This window comes from Paraliobacillus quinghaiensis (genome assembly GCF_003426025.1).
GTDB lineage: Bacteria > Bacillota > Bacilli > Bacillales > Amphibacillaceae > Paraliobacillus_A > Paraliobacillus_A quinghaiensis.
In genome coordinates this window covers 325281-346230 of sequence record NZ_QJSH01000001.1, presented here as the reverse complement: position 1 = coordinate 346230, position 20950 = coordinate 325281, and the positions used below count along the sequence as shown (strand labels likewise).

Sequence of the window (20950 nt, the reverse complement as noted above, 5' to 3'; positions counted from 1 at the left end):
TCATCCCCTTAAGAACCTTACTACTTCTCACTACCTGTAATTCTTAAAAATGGCTCATCAAAACTATCTAAATGAATAAGGTACAATAAAATACCTAATAGACCAACGACAACGCCTATCGTTCCAAAGCTAGTAGCAACCAACAAGAGAATATACTTCAGGACACGAATAGCCGATCCCATCTCGTTTAATGGAATGACAAAGTTGGAAATGGCAACAGCAGCAACTATAATAATCATAATGTTTGAAACAAGACCCGCATCTGTTGATGCTTGTCCAAGAATTAGACCGCCTACCGTGGTAGCTGTTGGTCCAATTGTTTTTGGGAGGCGAATGGAAGATTCAATTAGCATTTCCATGATAACTAACATAAATAGAACTTCTAAATAAGCGGGATAAGGTACCGCAATACGGCTTCCTGCAATCGATAATGCTAACTGCACACGAAACAATTCGGGATTAAATGCGGTAATGGCGACATATAAAGCAGGAAGGGAAATACTAATAAATAATCCGATGTATCTTAATATAATTAAGAATTTACTTATCCAAAATGTTTGATATAAATCTTCCATGGACGACATGAAATCAAAAAAAACCGCTGGGACGATTAGTGCGAAAGGGCTTCCTTCTAACAGAATAATAACCTTTCCTTTAGAGAGGTTATAAGCGATTCGGTCAGGACGTTCTGTTACCATATATGTAGGGAATAATGCCTTACCTTTCTTTATCTCATTTTGTACTTCGCCAACACCTTGGATTACATCTTTATCAATTGTTGAAATCTTTTCTTTCACTTTTTTGACCAAATTATTATCGACAATTGATTGATCATAAAGTATTTCTATTTTGATCTGATTAGTAGTGCCAACTGGATTAAGTGATTCATTCATAAGGGAAGTTTTATGATATCTATGACGGATTAAATTTAGATTGATAATAAGGTCTTCACTTAATGCACTTTGTGGTCCTTGAATGGTTGATTCTGTTGTTGCTTGTAAAACTCCTAAATTTTCATAATTTCTAACTTGTATTAACAAAACATTAGTAGCTGTGTATATAACAACATGACCATCATATAGTTTATTGACAATATCTCGGTCATTTTTGTATACTGTAAAACCTTCCAAACTTTTAACGTATGCCTCAAACTTATCAACATTCTCTAATTCAAAGAAGGATTTTATTAATAATTCCTGAATTTTTGTGGTATCACATAAAGTCTTTATATAAATTAACTCAACTTTACTATTATTTAGATTTAAGGTCTGAAACTTGGAATCATTATTATCTTTTAGAGTATCTTTAAGTAATTTTTTTAATGATATTTTGTTTTCTATTCTCGTATTCTTTAACATATTTTTCTCCTACACCAACTTTGAAAATCTTTCTAATCTTATTCTTTACAAGAGATAGGGTTATATACATCATTACTGTGCCAAAACACATTTGTTGTATTATGGGGTCTGAGATAGGCATACAAATAATGGTGCTAGTCAATGTATAAAATGATAAATAAATTTTTTCCGCAGGTGCCCTCCCATAAATGCGATTTAGACATATATTAATTTAGGTAGTGCAGAAGGGAGGGATAATCATGTCTGCATCTTATGGATACGGAGGCGGTTTTGCGTTAATCGTTGTACTGTTTATCTTGTTAATTATCATTGGTGCTTCATACGTTGGTTACGGCTTCTAAATTGAAATTGGCTGACTCATAAGAGTCAGCCTTCATTTTTAGTAATTAAAAGAGCTAACGATACCACATAGTAGGAAGGGTCGTTAGCTCTTTGACTATTAAGATATTATTTGTAGTTCCTTAGGAAATTTAGTTAGTGTTTCAAAGCCATCGACTGTGATAAGTACATCATCTTCAATTCTTACGCCACCAACACTTGGAAGATAAATCCCTGGTTCAATCGTATAGACCATACCCTCTTTTAAAATACCATCATTTAAATGACTCATCGAAGGATATTCATGGACATTTATTCCTAATCCATGTCCAATACGATGTGGGAAGTACTCACTAAAACCCGCTTCAGTAATGATATCTCGAGCAATTGTATCAAGGTCACCTACACGTGTGCCAGGCTTACTTATATCTAGGGATGCAAGCTGCGCATTTAGTACAGTTTGATAAACTTCTCTTTGTTTATCGGTAACTGATTTATAAGCTACTGTTCTTGTTATATCAGAACAATATCCCTCAAGTACAACGCCGAGATCGAATAACACCATGTCGCCAGCTTTCAATTTACGCTCACCAGGATTACCATGTGGATCACCAGATTTCTCGCCAAATAGAACCATAGTGGAAAAGGACATTTCCCTTATGCCTTTTCTTTTAAGTTCATATTCTATTTTTGCTAAGACTTCCATTTCGGTAATACCTTCCACAAGTGCATCAATGCCAATTTGTACACCAAAGTCAGCCATTTTTGCAGCACGACGCATAACAGCAATTTCGTCTGCATCTTTTACAACGCGCATATCATTTAATTTATTTTCCACTGAAACTACTTGGACTTCTGAAAACATGCTCAAGAAGGATTCACTACGACCATAGGTAAGGACTTCCTTTTCAAGTGCAACTTGTTCAACATTCCCAAGGTCTATTTTTTTTATAGACTTTTCAATACGCTCCCATGGGTTCTCATGATCAGAGTATCCAATAATTTCGTTTTCCCAACCAGCTGTTCTTAATTGATTAGCTTCCATTGCAGGGAGAACAAATATTGGTTTTGCATTTTTAAATAGAAAGATTCCCATAAGACGTTCATGTGGATCGGTATAGAAATTAGATAGATAATAGACATTTTCAGTTGAATTAATAAATGCTACTTCTATATTTTGATCATTCATCCAAGACGTAACTTCTTCTACACGTTTGCGCATACTCAAAATGCCACCTCTCTAATTTTATGAACTTTTCTTTTTCGTCGTTACTAATGTGACAACAATTAATACGATTACTGCTGCTGGAACAGAGATAACAACACTATTTAAATCAAACGGCTTACTTAATACAATTTCCCAAATTAATGTTGTTATAACACCAGTTAACATCGAAGAAATACCGCCAGTTGCATTTACGCGTTTCCAGAAGAATACTGCTAAAATCGCTGGTGTAATTCCTGCACCATAAACCGTATAGGCATACATTTGTACTTCTAATACAGTTGGGAAGAAACTGATCAATAGATAAGCAAATACACCAAGAATGATAATGAATAGTTTGGTCATTCCTAATTGTTTTTGATCAGATGCGTTCTTATTAATGTATTTTCCATAGATATCATACGTCATATTCGTTGCAGCTGAAAGTAAATATGAGTTCCCTGTTGTAATGATAAAAGCAGATGCTGCTGCAAGTAAAATTCCACCGACTCCTAAAGGCAAGGCAAGTGTTGTAGCCATTAATGCCATCCCAGGGTCAATATCCGGAAATATCGAACGCGATGCAAATGCGATAAACGAGATTGCTGGCGAGATAATTAACATGATTAAGAGCCAACCGATCTGTGCTTTTCTGGATGAAGCATCTCCTTTAGATGATGCCAAACGTTGATACATGTTTTGATCACCAAGTAACAGAAATAGTGAAGGTAATAGGTAACCAATTAATTGAACTGTTGTTAATCCTCCGGTTGCAGTCAAATGTGAATCTGGAACATTAGCAATAATAGTATCCCAGCCTCCTGCAATTACAATAATTGTTGGTACAGTAATTAACAGACCGCCAACCATTAAAAATCCACTTATTGCATCTGTTTGTGAAACAGAACGTAATCCACCAATCATTGCAAGGAAAATGATAAGTACTGCAGCAATAATTGTACCAAGTTCAACACTCATTCCAGTTGTGAGGTTTAAAATGAAACCAAAACCTGTCATTTGATAAGAAACAATACCTACATAAGCAAGTAGAACAATAATACTTGAAAGGTTTCGCGCAAATGTCCCGTACTTTTCTTCAAGGATTCCCGAAATGGTGTATTTCCCAAATGCTCTGATTTTTGGTGCAATAATATAAAGTGTTAAAATACCAATTAAAGTTGGCACCATTAACATGAGTGAGGGGATAATACCAAAACTATAAGAGACAGAAGTTTCTCCACCAGAAATACTTCCACTACCTGTCCACGTCGCAAGTAACGTACCCATTAATACAAACGGCCCTAGACTTTTTCCTGCTAAAATAAAATCTTTGCTGTTTGATACTTTCTTTGACATATAAATTCCTAATCCGACCATTATTAAAGCATAGATACCAATAAACCATAATAATTGGGGATTTGCTTGTAGTTCCATCTGTAATCAGCTCCTGTGTTTTAATTTACATTTAGTTGTTAGGATTTGAATTCCTAGAACAATGCATTATGTACTTAGGTGGATTGTGAAAATGACTGTTAATCCTACGTTGTGTAGAATGTAGCAATTTTGGGCGACTCAACTAGTATAGGTTTAAGAATTTATAATTTCAAGGAAATAGGAAATATTCAGATAACTGTCAGATTAAAGAAAACCGTCAAAAAATGCTGCGATCATGCCGTTTGTAGTTTCTTTTTAAATGTATAAAAATCTCTTGAAATACTCAACTTATTAGAAGGGAGGTGTTAAAAGTGGGAAGAGACCGTCAAGAAAAAAAGTTAAAAGAAAGTGGACGTGTAGAATCGGATCGAGATCAAGCACTTCACTATAAAGGTGCAACAAAAATGTCTAGCCCTGAAGAAGGTAGAAAGTTAAATGATGGAAAATAGGAAAAATAGAGAGCGTACTTTCTTTCAAAGGAAAGTGCTCTTTTTTCGTAATTCTGATTAAATTTAACATGATATCAAGTTTTAAATTGAAGTGGAGATTATCTTGAAATGTTTTTATAAATACTATAGTATTATAAAATAGGACAAAAGTTAGTATATAAAGTATGTTACGAATGAAAAAGGCAAACTATTTGAAAAGATAGGACGCAAAGTCATGGGTCTAAGGTATTGGTTTTATTTTCCAAACCAATACTATTGATTGCCAGACTACCAAAATTAGATTTGTTTAATTTGGCTATTTCTCTATATATGGGTGATAGCTTTTTTGTATGCCATATAGTATTGTAACAAAATAAAAAAACCTTATTAGATCAAGTGAGAGGTAGATTTTATGCGATTAATTAATATTTCTAAGTATGATCATACTAGTATGGTGCTTGGTAAACCAATATATGACTCCCGTAAGCGGATCTTACTTGCGGCTGGTCGAACAATTGACCCTAAAATTGTAAAGAGATTAGAAAATATGGGCATTGATTTTATTTTTGTTGAAGATGAAATCTCTAAAGGTATTAGTATTGATGATATGCTTGATATGCCTACATGGACAGATGCAATACAAGTTGTGAAGTCCTTTTATGAACATGCGATAAATAATAAGACACCAAATATAGAATCCATACAACAAATAGCAGGTAAATTATTAAAAGAGGTTAAACATAGACCTACACTAGTGCTTATTCCAGCTGGTACAATGACGAAAGAATTACAGCCATATGCACATGCTGTTAACGTGACAATATTAGCATTATTAACTGGAAAGCGTATGCGATATACCGATACAAAGCAAAGAGATCTAGCAATTGGGACATTATTGCACGACATTGGTAAATCGATAGAAGAAGACTATGACAAGCATCCTGAAGTCGGCTTCCAGTTTCTACGAAATATTAGTCAGATTAGTATTGTATCTTCTCATATTGCCTATCAACATCATGAAACTTTTGATGGTAAAGGTTTCCCAAGACAAATTAGTGGAAAAGATTTTTTAGAAGTTGCACAAATATGTGGTATTGCTAATCGTTACGATAATTTGGTTACAAAGGATAAGATTCCACCACATGATGCTATGGAAGCAATTATGGCAACATCTGATAGTGGATATGCATACAATATTGTCACAGCTTTTAGTCAATCAGTTGCAACCTATCCACCAGGAACCAAAGTTTTAATTAATAACAGTGAGCCAGCAATTGTTACGCAAATAAACAAGCACTTGCAGCGACCTGTTGTGAAAATTCTATCAAGTGAAGAAGAAATAGATTTGGTTGAAAATTCGACTTATATGATTAAACCGATTGATGTTTTGAATGGAGAATAAGAAATGGAACTAGACCAAGCATTGAATAAAATAATTGAACTAATAGATACAAATGATCAAGGAGAAATAAGTGACTTAAATAAAAACCATATAACACTTCTTTTAAAGCAAGTATATGGAACAGCGTATAGAAAAGGGATGGAAGAGGGAAATGCTGTTTCGATGCAATTACAAGCTATTAAAAGATAAATCCACATCAATTTTTTAATTCACTATGATATTAACCAGTCAACATAATACCATTAATTGAAGCGGCTTTAACTCTATATACGATGGAGTTATGGCCGCTTCATTTTTAATTTAATTTGGATTACTAATCTATAATTTATTAATTTTTGGACAAAATAATAAAAGTAAACAAAAAAACATTAGGGGGAGAATCATCATGAATTACTCATTGCTAGAACGTTTTTTTGGTTTTTTCCCACCTTTTAGTGTGGTTATTTCAACAGTTATTTTATTTTTTGTAATAATTATCTTTAAAATTGTTATAAAAAAAATAGAAGCTGCATTTGCATTACCTTGGATGAAAGTAAATAGAAAAAATAAAAAAATGAACTGAATAAATGGATAATTGGAGTGAATCCATGAAGAATAATTTATCGTTTTCCTCAACAGAAATTGCAATAACTATAATAACGACTATTTTAGGGGTCTCCTTATTGACATTGCCTAAAAACCTAGCAGTTACTTTAGGGTCCAGTGATGGTTGGGTATCTATTTTAATATCAGGTATGGCAATTCTTCTTCTAGCTACGATTTATATAAAATATGTTCAGAATTACTTTAGCAGTATGTCTTTATTAGAAGTTTTAGAACAGACTAGAGTTGGTAGCTTTTTTTCAAAAGTATTTTGTGTTTTCTTGGTAATCTATTTTATTTTATTGATTTCCATTTTAATTAGGTATTTGGGTATCATCATAAAGTTATATTTAATACCACAAACACCATCTGAAATTATTATTGGTTTAGCTGTATTAGTCATTGCATATATGGCTTCAAAAGGTGTTCAAGGAGTTGTTTACTTAAATTTAATTTTTTTCCCGATCACTTTCATTGTTCTTTTCCTGATGGTTATATTAAATATAAATAATTTTAATTTTTCTTATTTGCAACCTTTTTTTGCTGGAGGTATAAAACCTATAGTAATTGGAATTAAGGAAACATCGCTTTCGTTCTTAGGTATAGAACTTATTTTTTTTCTAATGGCTTATATAAAAAAAGATAAGATTGAACTAAAAAAAATCAACTTATCAATAATTATGGTCACTTTCGTATACACAATAATTACACTTTTTACATATGGCATCTTTACTGTTGATACAACAAAAACATTATTATTTCCAACTGTTGAAATGGCAAAGGAGATACAGCTAGAAGTGGGTGTTTTTGAGAGGTTGGAATCATTTTTAATCACTATATGGAGTCTAACAATGTTTAACACGTTTAGTGTTTTTTTTATTCTATTATTAGACGTTATCAAAAATCATTTAGTAAAAAATAAATCTTTCAACATCACCCCTGTTCTAATAGCTCTTATTTTTTGGATTTCATTTATTCCGAAAAATGTTAATGAATTAGGAAATTTCTCTAATTGGGTTAGTCAATCTGGAGGCGTATTAATCATTGTGCTATTTTTATTTTCAATTATTCAAACTTACATCATAAAATCTAGGCAAAGGAGGAATTAGAATGAAAAAAGCAATTCCCCTTTTTTTAATTCTAATTTTATTGTCTGGTTGTTGGGATAGTAAAGAGATTGAAGAGATAGGTTTTGTAATGGGAGTTGGTTTAGATCCGGCTGAAGGTGATGCGTTTGAAACTACTTTTCAAATTGCTATTCCTAGTCAGTTGGTTCAGCAATCGTCACCAGCGAATAAAGGTAAACCTCCATTTATTAACGTATCCTCAGTTGGAAAATCTAACTTTAAAAATATTAGACAAATTGGTGCAAGGAGAAGTAGGACACTTAACTTTGAACACCTTCAAGTAATTGTCATTCACACTGAATTATTAGAGCTTGGTATATTAGAGCACATCTTAGATGTCTATCTAAGAGATCACGAAATGAGAAGAAGAACATTGATCCTTGCTTCCGAAGATCCTGTTAAAGAACTATTGAAGAATCAGTTACCATTAGAATCATTTAAAGCAAAGTCTATCGAGAAGATTCAAGAAAATTACCAAAGAGTATTAAGTATGCCTAAACTGACGAGTATTGGTGATATTAGCAGATATATTCCTAAGGAGACAGGTTATATTATCCCACTCATCTCTAAATTTGAGAGTGATGAGGTTATTATTGAAGGTGGTGCAATCATTAATGGAAGCGATAAATTAGTTGGCCTTTTAAACCCTCTAGAAACGGAAGGATACAACAGGGTGATTGGAGAAACAAATCAATCCGTTACAGAGGTGAAAGCAGATGATGAGGTATTTGTTTATGAATCTTATTTAATGAATTCTTATATCTCATTTGAACATACAAACGATGAAAATACATTTCATATTACAATTAAAACAGAAGGGGCTATTGGAGAGAGTTGGCTTAATCAGAAAAAACTTAGTGAAAATAAGTTTCTCTTTAAACTTCAAACTTTAATTGAGCAAAAGATTGAGAAAGAAATTAATGGGATAGTAAAGGTAATGCAAGAGGAATATTATACTGATGTATTCGGATTTGGGGATATTATAAAAAGTGAGAATTCATAAATACTGGGATGAGATAAAAGATAATTGGGAAGGGGAAGACGGCTATTTTTCAAAATCTAAAGTTGTTGTTAAAGCAGAAGTTCAGACAAGGCACTATATGACCAATGAATAGAAGGGAGTATTAAATTGAAATTTCCTAAGAAAGAATTAAATATCCCTGAAAATCTAAAGTATTTTAAAAATGAGATTGTAAATTTACTTTCGAATAGTGATGACATCAAGTATAAAGAAATCAGTGTTGGGAACAATTTATATTCTCTTATTATTTATATTGATGGAATAACAGATATAAATAAGATTGAGTTGGAAATCACTTTGCCATTACAAAAAATGCAAAATGATGAGTTGAAAGAATTAAAAGCAACTACTAGTCCTGAATCATTCATTTCTAATCATGTTTTACCCGATATGCAGATAAGTACATTTATCACAGCAAAGGAGGCTGTTCAGGGTTTATTAAACGGTAAATCCGTTTTGCTACTTAACGAGATTGATACTTTTTTTCTTTTAGGTTCTCAGAAGTTTGAAAATCGTTCGATTGAACAACCGGAAAGTGAAGTTTCAATAAGGGGGCCTAGAGACGCTTTTATTGAAGAGATTGTTTCAAATACTTCATTAATTAGAAAGCATCTACCAAACCAAAACTTAGTAATTGAAAATGGGCAGATTGGAAGTGTAGCAAAAAAGAAGTTTTCACTAGTCTATCTTAAAGGTGTGGTGGATAAAAATACATTAGAAGAAATATCATTCCGAATTAATTGTATTACTACAGATAACATACAGGATACTGGTGAAATTGAACAACTAATAGAAGACAATGTTCTATCACCTTTCCCACAAATGATCAGTACAGAAAGACCAGATAAAACAGTTGCCTTCTTGCAAGAAGGCAAAGTAGCACTTCTATTACAGGGTTCACCTTTTGCATTGATTATGCCTGTTAGCTTGAATGATCACTTTAAATCTCCTGAGGATTATTATAATAGATGGCATGTAGGTTCGCTTATTAGAAACCTAAGATACAGTTCAGCTTTTGTTGCTCTTTTTTTACCTTCGATATATATTGCGATGGTATCTTTTCATCAAGGGATGATTCCAACAACATTAGCTCTATCCATAGCTGGGGCAAGAGAAGGGGTTGCGTTCCCAAGTTTTTTAGAAGCTATAATAATGGAAATTACTTTTGAAATTCTTCGTGAAGCGGGGGTCAGGTTACCAAGGCCTGTTGGTCAAACAATTGGAATTGTCGGCGGTTTGGTTATTGGTGATGCAGTTGTAAGAGCGCAAATCGTAAGTCCTATTATGATTATTGTAGTGGCTTTAACTGCATTAGCCTCATTTACCCTACCTTCAGTCAGTATTAGTGTTTCGTTTAGAATGTTACGTTTTCTTCTAATGATAGCAGCTGCTACTTTAGGTTTATATGGTATAATCCTAGGCTTTATAATGATATCTACGCATTTAGTTGGTCTTAGAAGTTTTGGACATTATTACACTACTCCAGTTGCTCCAATATTGAAAAAGGAATTAGGAGATGTGATTTTTAGACTTCCACTAACTATAGTAAAGAAAAAATAACTAACACAAGGCTCTTATATAAAAATAATTAAGTAGCCTTGTATTGTAAAATATTTATCGTTCAAGAAACTCAAATACCGATGCATCCACCTAAATACAAAGAGCCGACGCCTTGAGCGGCTCTTTTTTCATCTCGTGTAATGAGGTTACGTTATTCATAACATTTGTCACAATTTTAAAGAATTAATTCATATTAATTTACTAGAACGTTCTTTATAGTATAGTATATAGAGGGGATATATATAAAGATAGCTGTTTCAATTTATATATAGAATTATGACAAAGTTATATGAACAGAAACAGCAACTATACAAAATTTAAAAAAGGTGTGAACAATTTTGGAAATAGGTATTGATAAATTGGGCTTTTATACGCCTCACATGTATGTAGATACTAAAAACTTAGCACTTGCAAGAAACATTGAACCTGAAAAATTCACAATTGGAATTGGTCAGGAAAAAATGGCAGTACCGCCAATTACACAAGATGCCGTTTCTTTAGCTGCAAATGCAGCATTAGAAATATTAACTCCTAAGGATAAGAAAGAAATTGATTTTGTTATTTTTGCAACGGAATCCGGTGTTGATCATTCTAAGGCAGCTGGTATTTATCTTCAACATTTATTGGAAATAAACCCTAATGCGCGATCAATTGAAGTAAAACAGGCATGTTATAGTGCTACAGCAGGGATCCAAATCGCTAAGGGACATATTTCATTAAATCCAACAAGTAAAGTACTTATTTTGGGTTCTGATATTGCACGTTACGGACTAAATACTGGTGGAGAAGTTACCCAAGGTGCTGGTGCTGTCGCGATATTGATGAGTGCAGATCCGAAGATCATGACGATAGAAAGTCCAAGTTCTTACCAAACAGAACACGTAATGGATTTTTGGCGTCCAATCTATTCAGATACTGCTTTTGTGCAAGGAAAGTATTCTGTTGATCAATATATGGCATTTTTCCAAAATCTTTTGGAGGATTATAAGAATAAAACAGGTTACGGCCTAAAGGATTTTGAAGCGATTTTATTCCATTTACCTTATACAAAGATGGGATTAAAAGCATTGAAAAATGCTACAGCTGAGGCTTCTGAAGAAGATCGTGAGCGATTACTTTCTAATTTTGAAATTAGTAAACAGTATAACACGACTGTCGGTAATATTTATACAGGCTCTCTATACTTGAGTTTGCTTTCATTACTTGAACTAAACACAACTATTGAAGCAGGCTCAAGAGTAGCGCTATTCAGTTATGGTTCAGGAGCAGTTGGTGAATTTTTCTCTGGTATCTTACAACCAGGATACCGCGATGCCTTGTATACAGCGCAACATAAAGCATTGTTAGCAGAAAGAAAAGAAATTACTGTAGCGGAATACGAAAAAATATTCCAAGAAACTGTACCTGTTGGACTTTCTGATGTTGAATTACCAGTTGAGAAAGATCCAGCCCCAATTTGTTTTTCAGGAATAAAGGATCACATGAGACAATATGTTTATAAAAAATAATTAAAACTAAAAAAAACGTTGAGCAATTTAACTTTGCTTAACGGTTTTTTTAGTTAATTAACTATAGCTAAATGTCTTTAATTTGTTCTAGGATTTCTTTAGCAGTAGCTAAATTCATGTTTTTTCTCTTCTTTAATTCGTTTGAAACTAGGTCAATTTGATCCCCAACTGCTCCAGCGCTAATAGCAAGAGACTTTGCGTGAAGGCCCATATGTCCTTTTTGAATACCTTCTGTGACAAGTGCCTTGAGCGCAGAGAAGTTTTGTCCTAATCCTACAGAAACTATAATAGCTTCTAACTCTTGTGCTGTTGGATTGCCAAGTAACTGTTTACTGAATATTGCTCCAGGGTGGATGTTAATAGAACCACCAACCGTACCTACGGGTAGAGGAATAGTCATAGTTCCGACTAAATCACCGTTTTCAGCTTTAGACCAATTAGACAGAGAGCGATATTGTCCAGAACGAGTGGCATATGCATGTACACCCGCTTCAATTGCACGTGTATCATTTCCAGAAGCAAGAACAACAGCATCTATACCATTCATAATCCCTTTATTATGGGTGACCGCTCGATATGGATCAACTACTGCAAATTGACCTGCTTCTATTATCCGATCGCGAACTTCTTCGCCTGAAAAACTTCCTTTTCTTAATAGTGAAACTGGAATATGGCAAGTTGCTGTGGCAAGACATTCTGTTGCATAGTTCGAGAGTATCCCCATTATGGCAGTTCCACCTGTTAAGCTTTCTAAATAAGGTTTAACAGCTTCAACCATTGTATTGATTATATTGGCTCCCATTGCTTCCAATGTTTGTATGTGGATATGGATGACAAAAAAAGCAGGAGCATTATACTGTTCATCAGCTTCAATTTGTCTAACCTTAACAGAACGAGCACCACCACCTCGTTTTACAATAGAAGGGTGAGCTTGATTTGCTTTTTCGATAATTTGATCTTCATGCTGTAAAATAATTTCTTCAGCTTCCTTCATATTAGAAACATCCTTTAAAGCAATCTGACCAATCATTGTACGTTCTTGAATAGATGTTTTAAAACCGCCAGCCTGGCGAATAATTTTGGCGGCTGAACTAGCAGCAGCAATAACAGATGGTTCCTCGGTTGCCATAGGTACGACATATTCTTTTTGATCAATAAAGAAATTTAAACCAATACCAAGTGGTAATTCATATGTAGAAATCTGGTTTTCAATCATATGGTTCGCAGTTTCTTCGGGTAATTGTAATTTACGCTTAAAATCGCTAGTGTCTTCTTCAAGAATAACTTCTGCTGAAACTAATGCGTGAAGCCTTTCTTCATGTGTTTTCTGATAAAATTTATTTAAATACTCCTTTTTCATTCTTTTTCCTCCTGTTGATCAACAATGCTTTCATGGATTATTGGTATAAGTAGAAGTGAATAATGCTATTTACTCTTTTATTAATTTATCATAGATGGGTATAAGATCAAAGAGATGTCTGAAAATGTGGAATATGGGTAGGTTATGACGAAATAATAAAATGGAAGATTGGATTCTCATGATCAACAACAAAAAAACGCTTGAAGTTCAAATCCAAGCGTTTACAGGTCCTATTGATCTGTAACCTAATAAGCTAAAATCCATGCTTTTATAGTATTAAGATTACTTGTAGATATGTGAGGAGTTACCACCTATAAGCTCCTTCACATGTATCAGCAATTGGTTCATAATAACAATGTTGTTTATATTGGCCTGTTAATGGTTGACCGTACCAGGTAGGAGGACATTCTCCATATGGATTGAAATACCATAACGCATACTTAGAAGGATGTTCTCTCCAATACTTTAGGGTTTGTTCCGCTAACCTTTTTTCTACACCTCTTGCTCTATTATAAAAAACATTTCCTTTTTGTACGGCCTCGAAAGAGTAATTTCCTCCTTGCACTTGAAAAATAACATCACGTATTGATTTTAATTCTTTAAAATCTAAACAATTAGCTTTTAATCTATTTACTATGACATTACCAACCATAAGCATTCCTAATTTTCCTTCGCCTTCAGCCTCTGCTCGCATCATCCTTGCCATTAAATCTACGTCAGTGTCTGTAAATTTCACTCTTGTCACTTTTCATCACCTCTATAAGCATTGTATGTAAAACGCCTATGAAAATGTTCATAAATAAAGAACATTTCCAAAAAGATGTAACTTTTGTTGTAAAAGTACGACTAATAGGTTAAACAGAAATAGAAGGGAGCTAACTGATATGCTAAATAAATTTCTTTATCTTCTATTAATAAGTTTTTCGTTTTCCTTACTTGTAGCTTGTGGAACACCTAATAACACCGAAGATGATCAAGTGAATGAAAATAATACAGAAGATGTTTCAGATGCGGGAAATGAACCAGAAGAAGAACAAGAATTGAATGATAAAAATGAAACAGATTTAGAGGAAGATGTAGATGAGTCAGATGAAGAAAAACAGCAGACTACAGACCTAGAAGAATCTAAAGAAGGTACGTTAATGATTGAAGGGTTGGAAGAGCAAGTAACTTTGAATCTGTTTCAACATGAAGCACTTGCTTTTTCGACTTATGTTCCGGAAGATATGATTGCTAAATATGATCAAGGCTTCTTTAATGTATATGCGAATTTTAATGATAATAAAAATGAGAATGCCCGATTATTTATTACAAATCAAGAAGAAGCGGAAATAACTGCATACCTAGAAGGTTTAGGTTTTAATTTAAGTTCAGTTGATACACCTGCATATGATTTTTCTGAAAAAGAACTGTCCTTAGAAAAGGAAGGATTCTTAGGTCGTGTAGCATTTTTCAAAAAGCACGAGAAACCTTATGCTTTAGCGTATTATTACCCAGCAGAATATGGTGATGGTTTTAGTGGACGTGCATCTATCGTTGTGGGTGAAATTGTTTGGCATGAAAAAAGTAATTAAAACCTAATTACAGTACCTTATTTTGAAGGATATAATGTCTACCTATAAGGTGCTTCTAACGCAACTTATTAATTACCTGAGGTGATATTTATGAAAAAATATAATTTATTTTACTTATTTAGTTTATTAAGTCTGTTGCTTTTTGGATGCGGGCTTGGAGATAACGCAACGAATAATGCTAATTTAGATGAATATGAAGTAACCAATTCAGAAGCGGAGGTAACAGAAGGGGATTTCATTTATCGTTTAGTATCTGAAAAAGAACAATACGATGCGAATGGACCAGTTGAGATTTATGCTGAACTAGAGTATGTAGGTGATCAAGAAGAAATAGAAATTTTTCACGCAGCATCACCGTTCTATTTTCCAATGCATGAAAAAACAAGAGATTATAAGATTGGATATGGAATGGTAGAACCATTGCTAAGTACAACATTAGTGAAAGGGGAACCGTTAAGGGAAGAATATACAAGTGCTGCCGGTTATAGCGCAGATGAAGATAATGACTACATCAATTTCATTGAAAAAATAAATAATAATGAATTTCCTGTAGGTTATTATAAAGTAAATGGCTTCGCTGACTTTTTCGTTCGGATTGATGACATAAGTCAAGAGAAGTATAAAATACATGCGACGATTGACTTTATGGTACTTGATGAGGAATAGAGAAGTTTTAATCTCAGGGATTGTTAAGTATAGTATAGGTAGTATCCATATATATAAACAGATATGAGGTTGAGTTAATAATCTCATATCTGTTTTTTATAATTTGCTTTATTTTAGAAAAGTTTTTATCTCTTCTGCTTTTGCTACTTTGCCAAATACTTTTACTTCGTCATCAACAACTAGTGCAGGAGTACTCATTACACCGTATTTTGAGATTTCTTTAAAATCTGTTACTTTTTCAATCGAAGCATCAACCCCAAGTTCTTTAACAGCAACTTGAACATTCTTCTCTAATCTTTTGCAGTTTGCACAGCCAGGTCCTAATACTTTAATAATCATATGAAACATCTCCTTAAAATTATATAATTACCTATTAAAATAGGAAATCTAATGCGTTAAATGTGTAACCAATAATGATAATGCCAATTGTTATGATTGCGATAAATGTAGCTAATAATTTCGGCTTAACCACTTTACTTAACATGATTAAAGAGGGGAGGGATAAAGCTGTAACAGACATCATAAAAGCAAGAATTGTCCCAACTTCGACACCCTTACCAAATAAGGCTTCAGCGATCGGTAATGTACCAAATATATCTGCATAAATAGGAACACCGATCATCGTAGCAATCAGAACGGCAAAAGGATTACCTTCTCCAATTACAGCCTCAATTGTGGACTGTGGAATCCAGTTATGAATTAACGCGCCAATACCTACACCAATAAGGATCGCATACCAAACTTTCTTGAAAATAGCCTTTACTTCATTAATCGCAAAATGAATTCTCTCCTTATACGTTAATTGTTCTAGTTCACTTTCCACATGACTCGCTTCTAATACAAAGGACTGTACCTGATTTTCTAATCGTAATTTATCAATGATCGTACCACCAATTACAGCAAGAACAAGACCGACAATTACATAAATAGCTGCAATCTTAATTCCAAAAAAAGAAGTTAGTAATAAAAATGATGCTAAATCAACCATCGGTGAAGATATTAAAAAGGAGAAAGTTACACCTAATGGTAAGCGAGCGGTTGTAAATCCGATGAAAATAGGGATGCTAGAACAACTACAGAATGGGGTAATTGTACCGAGTAATGCACCTAAGATATTTCCCTTAATTCCTTTTATACCACCTAGGATTTTTTTCGTCCGTTCTGGTGGAAAGTAGCTTTGAATATACGATATACCAAAAATTATTACGGACATTAAGATGAAAATTTTTATTGTGTCATAAATGAAAAAGTGAATACTACCTCCTAATTTTTCATCAACAGAGAAATGGAATACATCTTCAACTAATAAGCGGATACTAGTTGAAAGCCACTCCATTCTGAGGAATTGATCGTTTAACCATGAAAATAGTGCCATTTTAATGCCTTCTTTCTTTTAATCAATGTGACTTTATTTTAAAAAGGGAAGAACGGTGTTTTTGTTTAAATAGTAAACAGTATATCGTCCTTCTTTTTGAGATCGAATAACCTTTCCTCTTTCTAATAACTTTAGATGGTGTGAAATAGTAGATGTAGGAATATCTAAACCATCAACAATTTCACACATACAAAGATTATCAATCAACAGCATCCCAATAATGCGTAACCTTGTTTCATCTCCTAATGCTTTATAGAAATCTGCTGTTTCTTTTGTTTTCGTATATTCTTGTAGTGTAGGTAATTGTGTCTTTGATTGATTTACGATGAATTTAGCTTCATCAGTGGTTTTTACAGATGATTTCATATATTCACACTCCTTATTTTTATTATACAACTATTTTTCTAGTTTTGTAGTTATGGAAGTGTCAATTTTGTTAAAATTAAATCTTTAACGAGAGAAGATTTTTGATTTAGAGATAAGCAAAACAACTATTTTATCGAACTTAAGCGAGAAGACTCCTTCCTCAAACACGTCAGTGTTAGGTGGGAGATGAATCGCCTCTTTTTTTGAAATTAAAAAGCAAATCACAAGACAAACGTCAGTTTGGTTTGGTATAATTATGGTACTAAAACTTTCAGAAAGGGTGTGTTGAGATTGACAATGAAAGCTTATTTTTCGAATCGTGTGTACAAAGATGTAAATAAAAAAGCTACCGTTGAAAATACACAACACACTCTCTTTGTGTTTAATCAAGCAAAACATTATCGTGTTCAGAGTGAAGTTCGCGAAAAGCGCGGTTCAAAAGAAAAAGGTAAATCTTCGATTCACCAACAGGTGAAAGCAAGATTTAATTTAACAGATTACTACGCAAATAGTGCTGTCCAAGATGGGAAAGCCTTACTTTCGGCACAACAAGAGCTAACAAAAATGTATATTTCCAACAAAGAAGCACAAATAAGCTCTATTAAAAAGAAAATAAAAAGCACGAAATCTCGCATAACCGTTTTAAACAAAATCAAAAAATCGTTTATAATAGGAAATCCGAAGTTCAATAAAACATCTTTCGAACAACAAAAAGGGAACTTTTTTGTTGTGGAATTCAAATCAAAAACCGATTTGTATTACAACGCGTATGAATTTGAACATCTGTACTTAGATGTTCAAATTAAGCATTTAACGTCCCGTTTGGGACGTTTAGAATTCAAACTGGATAGGTTTAAAAAACAAATCGAAAGCCTTGAAAATGGCGTGAAAAGCGTCTGTTTTGGTAGTAAAAAACTTGCCAAAGCTAGAACGACGACAGAAAAGTATCAAAATAATCCTACGTTATGGAAACAGGATTGGTATCTGGCTCGTTACGGCAAAATGACTATTTCGGGACGAAGAGATGCAAAAACTGGAAACTTTGTTTTTCATTACAACACAGATACCAACCAGTTAACCTTTAAAGCGATAAACGGCAACGTCGTAACTTTTGAAAACATTGTATTTCCATATGGCCAAGAAAACGTAGACAACGCTATCAATACGCAGATAGGATTAAAAAACAAAAAACAATTCGGTAAACCTATCGCATGGTCCGTCGAGGACCATGGAGAATACTTCATATTCAAGTGTTTAGTGGACGTGCCTCCAAATCCTTATGTGAACCACTCTAAATCGGAGGGTGTTATTGGTGTAGATTCTAATGTTGACCACTTGGCCATTTCTAACGTTAATAGCATCGGTCAACTGATTGAGTGTTTCTCTCTGAATTTTGTGGTCGAAGGAAAGACAAGTGGCCAACTCTCAAAAATTATTGAAGCAGAACTAATTGCATTGGTTGATTATGCCGCAAAGCATAGAAAACCAATCGCAATAGAGAAGCTTAACACAACAAAATCAAAAGTTAAACATGCTTACGGCAATAAAAAAGCAAATCGACGCATGAGTCAATTCGCTTATAATAAAATTGTAACGGCTATAAAATCAAGAGCTGAAAAATCCGGGATTGAAGTTTACGAAGTAAATCCAGCTTACACAAGCCAAATTGGTAAAATGAAATACATGAAAAGATTCGGAATTTCCATTCACGAATCTGCTTCTTATACAATAGCTCGAAGAGCTATGGGTTTCAAAGAAAAGCTTCCACCAGCGTTGCATTCACTTGTTCCAGAGCAGAAACAAGGTCTACATCACTGGGCGCAATGGGGGTCTGTTTCATCCTGCCTATCTTTTGCTAGAGTGCACGTTTTCTACAAGATAGAGTTTTCTGGCCAAAACAAGTTGAGCTCTTGGAGCTCACTATTTCCGCAAGGTGCTACTACAGACTTTGAGAAAATAGGTTTGTCTCGGTTGGAAAACAGGAAATCCATAGCCTAGTTGAACAGGCTTTGGTTGTGTGCAAGTGCATCCTTTGGGAATCCCCTTCCTCAAAATTTCGTTAGAAATTTAGGTGGGGGTAGTTCAATAAGAAATTGTAAAGTTAGATGACTATTGTTGTACATATAAGCAAATAGTTATATAATAATATGCAGGTGGAAAGGGGATAACTTTTATGTTAAAAACAGTGGTTGAAATGGATAAAGCAGCAGTGGTTTTAAAATTATTAGGTGACAAGACACGCCTTACGATGATGAAGCTTCTTGATAATAATGATTGTTGTGTCTGTGAGTTCGTAGAAATCTTCGATATGAGTCAACCATCAGTAAGCCAACATCTTCGTAAATTGCGAGATGTCGGTTTAGTAAGAGAGCAGCGAAAAGGGCAGTGGATTTTTTACTCTGTCAATAAAGATAACGACTATTATGGATTTATCGAACAAATCATTAAGCAGCTACCTGATCAAGATTATAAATTAAAAGAATTAGAGGAAAAAGGTACGCGTATTACATGTTGTTAGTTGAATATGCACTAATAGAAATTATTTATTAATTATTATCTTACAAGGAGTGTAAATGTATGAGTTTTTTTGAACGGTATTTAACGGTTTGGGTATTACTGTGTATGGTTGTGGGCGTATTGATTGGAAAGTTTTTGCCAGGGATTCCTGAATTCTTAGGACAATTTGAATATGCGGAAATTTCGATTCCAATTGCAATTTTGATTTGGGTAATGATTTATCCGATGATGATGAAGGTGAACTTTCAGAGTGTTAAAAATGTAAGTAAAGACAGAAAAGGTTTATATATTACATGGGTTGTAAATTGGTTGATCAAGCCGTTTACAATGTACGGTATTGCAGCATTTTTCTTTTATGTTGTATTCGGAAATTTCATTACTCCTGATTTAGCAAAAGATTATTTAGCTGGAGCAGTTATTTTGGGTGCGGCTCCTTGTACGGCAATGGTGTTTGTCTGGAGTCATTTAACAAAAGGTAATCCCGCTTATACTGTCGTCCAAGTAGCTACAAACGATTTAATTATTTTACTTGCTTATACACCAATCGTTGCCTTTTTACTAGGAGTTAGTGGTATTACAGTACCATGGGATACATTGTTCTTATCAATTGTACTATTTGTTGTTATACCATTAGTAGCCGGAGTTGCCACAAGAATTACATTGATCAATCGTAAAGGGCTCGATCATTTTGAAAATAAATTTTTACCGAAATTCGATAACACTACAATTGGTGGTTTGTTACTAACATTAATTATTATCTTTTCTTTCCAAGCAGAGATTCTCTTAGATAATACGTTACACATTGTATTAATCGGGATTCCATTAACGATTCAAACATTCTTTATTTTCTTTATTGCATATTTCGCAGCGAAGAAAATGAAGATCGATCACACAATTGCAGCACCTGCTGGTATGATTGGAGCATCTAACTTCTTTGAACTGTCACTTGCTGTAGCAATTGCGTTGTTCGGTGTTACTTCACCGGTTGCATTAGCAGTTATTGTTGGTGTACTTGTTGAAGTACCTGTCATGTTGTTATTAGTGAAAATCGCAAATAACACGAAACATTGGTTTCCAAGTAAGGGGAAAGCTTAATCTTTATAGATTTTAGATTAATGGTTGTACTAACTATTTAGAGATATAAATGAAC

Annotated in this window: 23 protein-coding genes and 1 riboswitch; of the genes, 15 read left to right on the top strand and 8 right to left on the bottom strand. The window is 33.8% G+C overall.

The window, feature by feature from the left end; all coding sequences use genetic code 11:
• Window positions 1-20: 20 nt before the first annotated feature.
• The gene (locus D2K40_RS01760) at window positions 21-1358 is read right to left on the bottom strand and encodes a spore germination protein (protein WP_117152347.1); all 1338 of its coding nucleotides are present in this window, start codon (window positions 1356-1358) and stop codon (window positions 21-23) included.
• A 239-nt stretch (window positions 1359-1597) separates the two neighbouring features.
• Here D2K40_RS01760 and D2K40_RS01755 point away from each other — a divergent pair, with 239 nt between their 5' ends.
• Complete coding sequence (locus tag D2K40_RS01755) at window positions 1598-1699, top strand: YjcZ family sporulation protein (protein WP_117152345.1); 102 nt, start codon at window positions 1598-1600, stop codon at window positions 1697-1699.
• A gap of 98 nt (window positions 1700-1797) precedes the next feature.
• On the opposite strand, the gene D2K40_RS01750 is transcribed toward D2K40_RS01755, so the two are convergent.
• Both D2K40_RS01750 and D2K40_RS01745 read right to left on the bottom strand, forming a co-directional pair.
• Complete coding sequence (locus D2K40_RS01750) at window positions 1798-2898, bottom strand: M24 family metallopeptidase (protein ID WP_117152343.1); 1101 nt, start codon at window positions 2896-2898, stop codon at window positions 1798-1800.
• 24 nt (window positions 2899-2922) lie between these two features.
• Window positions 2923-4314 (bottom strand): sodium:solute symporter family protein, encoded by a 1392-nt coding sequence (locus tag D2K40_RS01745; protein WP_117152341.1) that lies wholly within the window; start codon window positions 4312-4314, stop codon window positions 2923-2925.
• 311 nt (window positions 4315-4625) lie between these two features.
• On the opposite strand from D2K40_RS01745, the gene D2K40_RS01740 reads away from it, so the two are divergent.
• The 9 genes from D2K40_RS01740 (at window position 4626) to D2K40_RS01710 (ending at window position 11942) form a co-directional block, all read left to right on the top strand.
• On the top strand, window positions 4626-4763 hold the full coding sequence (locus D2K40_RS01740; protein WP_117152339.1) for a YpzI family protein: 138 nt from the start codon (window positions 4626-4628) through the stop codon (window positions 4761-4763).
• A 171-nt stretch (window positions 4764-4934) separates the two neighbouring features.
• A riboswitch (cyclic di-GMP riboswitch) is annotated at window positions 4935-5038 on the top strand.
• A 116-nt stretch (window positions 5039-5154) separates the two neighbouring features.
• A complete protein-coding gene (locus D2K40_RS01735; RefSeq protein WP_117152337.1) occupies window positions 5155-6144 on the top strand; it encodes an HD-GYP domain-containing protein in 990 nt (329 codons plus the stop codon).
• A 3-nt stretch (window positions 6145-6147) separates the two neighbouring features.
• A complete protein-coding gene (locus D2K40_RS01730) occupies window positions 6148-6333 on the top strand; it encodes a hypothetical protein (protein WP_117152335.1) in 186 nt (61 codons plus the stop codon).
• Between the two features lie 196 nt (window positions 6334-6529).
• Window positions 6530-6706 (top strand): hypothetical protein, encoded by a 177-nt coding sequence (locus tag D2K40_RS16295; protein WP_162879104.1) that lies wholly within the window; start codon window positions 6530-6532, stop codon window positions 6704-6706.
• Between the two features lie 25 nt (window positions 6707-6731).
• Complete coding sequence (locus D2K40_RS01725) at window positions 6732-7835, top strand: GerAB/ArcD/ProY family transporter (RefSeq protein ID WP_162879103.1); 1104 nt, start codon at window positions 6732-6734, stop codon at window positions 7833-7835.
• A 1-nt stretch (window position 7836) separates the two neighbouring features.
• Complete coding sequence (locus D2K40_RS01720; protein WP_117152331.1) at window positions 7837-8856, top strand: Ger(x)C family spore germination protein; 1020 nt, start codon at window positions 7837-7839, stop codon at window positions 8854-8856.
• Entirely contained in the window at window positions 8843-8968 is a 126-nt protein-coding gene (locus tag D2K40_RS16685) for a hypothetical protein (protein WP_268237305.1), read from the top strand. Before D2K40_RS01720 ends, D2K40_RS16685 begins: the two co-directional genes overlap by 14 nt.
• A gap of 14 nt (window positions 8969-8982) precedes the next feature.
• Entirely contained in the window at window positions 8983-10434 is a 1452-nt protein-coding gene (locus D2K40_RS01715; protein ID WP_162879102.1) for a spore germination protein, read from the top strand.
• Between the two features lie 338 nt (window positions 10435-10772).
• Window positions 10773-11942, top strand: coding sequence for a hydroxymethylglutaryl-CoA synthase (locus tag D2K40_RS01710; protein WP_117152327.1), 1170 nt, complete (start codon window positions 10773-10775; stop codon window positions 11940-11942).
• 67 nt (window positions 11943-12009) lie between these two features.
• On the opposite strand, the gene D2K40_RS01705 is transcribed toward D2K40_RS01710, so the two are convergent.
• On the bottom strand, window positions 12010-13302 hold the full coding sequence (locus D2K40_RS01705) for a hydroxymethylglutaryl-CoA reductase, degradative (RefSeq protein ID WP_117152325.1): 1293 nt from the start codon (window positions 13300-13302) through the stop codon (window positions 12010-12012).
• Window positions 13303-13606: 304 nt separating this feature from the next.
• A complete protein-coding gene (locus tag D2K40_RS01700) occupies window positions 13607-14047 on the bottom strand; it encodes a cell wall hydrolase (protein ID WP_117152323.1) in 441 nt (146 codons plus the stop codon).
• Between the two features lie 139 nt (window positions 14048-14186).
• On the opposite strand from D2K40_RS01700, the gene D2K40_RS01695 reads away from it, so the two are divergent.
• Window positions 14187-14876 carry a hypothetical protein gene (locus D2K40_RS01695; RefSeq protein ID WP_117152321.1) on the top strand — a complete coding sequence of 230 codons (690 nt, stop codon included), beginning with the start codon at window positions 14187-14189 and terminating at the stop codon, window positions 14874-14876.
• Between the two features lie 90 nt (window positions 14877-14966).
• Window positions 14967-15542 (top strand): hypothetical protein, encoded by a 576-nt coding sequence (locus D2K40_RS01690; RefSeq protein WP_229666594.1) that lies wholly within the window; start codon window positions 14967-14969, stop codon window positions 15540-15542.
• A gap of 108 nt (window positions 15543-15650) precedes the next feature.
• Here D2K40_RS01690 and D2K40_RS01685 read toward each other — a convergent pair whose 3' ends face one another.
• From D2K40_RS01685 to D2K40_RS01675, 3 genes are read right to left on the bottom strand one after another with little or no spacing between them, the layout of a single operon-like run.
• The gene (locus D2K40_RS01685; protein ID WP_117152320.1) at window positions 15651-15881 is read right to left on the bottom strand and encodes a thioredoxin family protein; all 231 of its coding nucleotides are present in this window, start codon (window positions 15879-15881) and stop codon (window positions 15651-15653) included.
• A gap of 34 nt (window positions 15882-15915) precedes the next feature.
• A complete protein-coding gene (locus D2K40_RS01680; protein WP_117152318.1) occupies window positions 15916-16917 on the bottom strand; it encodes a permease in 1002 nt (333 codons plus the stop codon).
• Between the two features lie 33 nt (window positions 16918-16950).
• A complete protein-coding gene (locus tag D2K40_RS01675) occupies window positions 16951-17283 on the bottom strand; it encodes an ArsR/SmtB family transcription factor (RefSeq protein ID WP_117152316.1) in 333 nt (110 codons plus the stop codon).
• A 297-nt stretch (window positions 17284-17580) separates the two neighbouring features.
• Here D2K40_RS01675 and D2K40_RS01670 point away from each other — a divergent pair, with 297 nt between their 5' ends.
• The 3 genes from D2K40_RS01670 (at window position 17581) to arsB (ending at window position 20895) form a co-directional block, all read left to right on the top strand.
• Window positions 17581-19281 carry an IS200/IS605 family accessory protein TnpB-related protein gene (locus D2K40_RS01670; RefSeq protein WP_229666609.1) on the top strand — a complete coding sequence of 567 codons (1701 nt, stop codon included), beginning with the start codon at window positions 17581-17583 and terminating at the stop codon, window positions 19279-19281.
• Between the two features lie 175 nt (window positions 19282-19456).
• Window positions 19457-19801, top strand: a complete 345-nt coding sequence (locus D2K40_RS01665) for an ArsR/SmtB family transcription factor (protein WP_117152312.1) — start codon at window positions 19457-19459, stop codon at window positions 19799-19801.
• A 59-nt stretch (window positions 19802-19860) separates the two neighbouring features.
• Complete coding sequence (gene arsB / locus D2K40_RS01660) at window positions 19861-20895, top strand: ACR3 family arsenite efflux transporter (protein WP_117152310.1); 1035 nt, start codon at window positions 19861-19863, stop codon at window positions 20893-20895.
• Window positions 20896-20950: the final 55 nt, after the last annotated feature.

Excerpts from the sequence above, each read along its gene's own strand:
- D2K40_RS01760 (WP_117152347.1), bottom strand. The coding sequence starts at position 1,358 with ATGTTAAAGAATACGAGAATAGAAAACAAAATATCATTAAAAAAATTA.
- D2K40_RS01755 (WP_117152345.1), top strand. The coding sequence starts at position 1,598 with ATGTCTGCATCTTATGGATACGGAGGCGGTTTTGCGTTAATCGTTGTA.
- D2K40_RS01750 (WP_117152343.1), bottom strand. The coding sequence starts at position 2,898 with ATGCGCAAACGTGTAGAAGAAGTTACGTCTTGGATGAATGATCAAAAT.
- D2K40_RS01745 (WP_117152341.1), bottom strand. The coding sequence starts at position 4,314 with ATGGAACTACAAGCAAATCCCCAATTATTATGGTTTATTGGTATCTAT.
- D2K40_RS01735 (WP_117152337.1), top strand. The coding sequence starts at position 5,155 with ATGCGATTAATTAATATTTCTAAGTATGATCATACTAGTATGGTGCTT.
- D2K40_RS01730 (WP_117152335.1), top strand. The coding sequence starts at position 6,148 with ATGGAACTAGACCAAGCATTGAATAAAATAATTGAACTAATAGATACA.
- D2K40_RS16295 (WP_162879104.1), top strand. The coding sequence starts at position 6,530 with ATGAATTACTCATTGCTAGAACGTTTTTTTGGTTTTTTCCCACCTTTT.
- D2K40_RS01725 (WP_162879103.1), top strand. The coding sequence starts at position 6,732 with ATGAAGAATAATTTATCGTTTTCCTCAACAGAAATTGCAATAACTATA.
- D2K40_RS01720 (WP_117152331.1), top strand. The coding sequence starts at position 7,837 with ATGAAAAAAGCAATTCCCCTTTTTTTAATTCTAATTTTATTGTCTGGT.
- D2K40_RS01705 (WP_117152325.1), bottom strand. The coding sequence starts at position 13,302 with ATGAAAAAGGAGTATTTAAATAAATTTTATCAGAAAACACATGAAGAA.
- D2K40_RS01695 (WP_117152321.1), top strand. The coding sequence starts at position 14,187 with ATGCTAAATAAATTTCTTTATCTTCTATTAATAAGTTTTTCGTTTTCC.
- D2K40_RS01690 (WP_229666594.1), top strand. The coding sequence starts at position 14,967 with ATGAAAAAATATAATTTATTTTACTTATTTAGTTTATTAAGTCTGTTG.
- D2K40_RS01685 (WP_117152320.1), bottom strand. The coding sequence starts at position 15,881 with ATGATTATTAAAGTATTAGGACCTGGCTGTGCAAACTGCAAAAGATTA.
- D2K40_RS01680 (WP_117152318.1), bottom strand. The coding sequence starts at position 16,917 with ATGGCACTATTTTCATGGTTAAACGATCAATTCCTCAGAATGGAGTGG.
- D2K40_RS01675 (WP_117152316.1), bottom strand. The coding sequence starts at position 17,283 with ATGAAATCATCTGTAAAAACCACTGATGAAGCTAAATTCATCGTAAAT.
- D2K40_RS01670 (WP_229666609.1), top strand. The coding sequence starts at position 17,581 with ATGAAAGCTTATTTTTCGAATCGTGTGTACAAAGATGTAAATAAAAAA.
- D2K40_RS01665 (WP_117152312.1), top strand. The coding sequence starts at position 19,457 with ATGTTAAAAACAGTGGTTGAAATGGATAAAGCAGCAGTGGTTTTAAAA.
- arsB (WP_117152310.1), top strand. The coding sequence starts at position 19,861 with ATGAGTTTTTTTGAACGGTATTTAACGGTTTGGGTATTACTGTGTATG.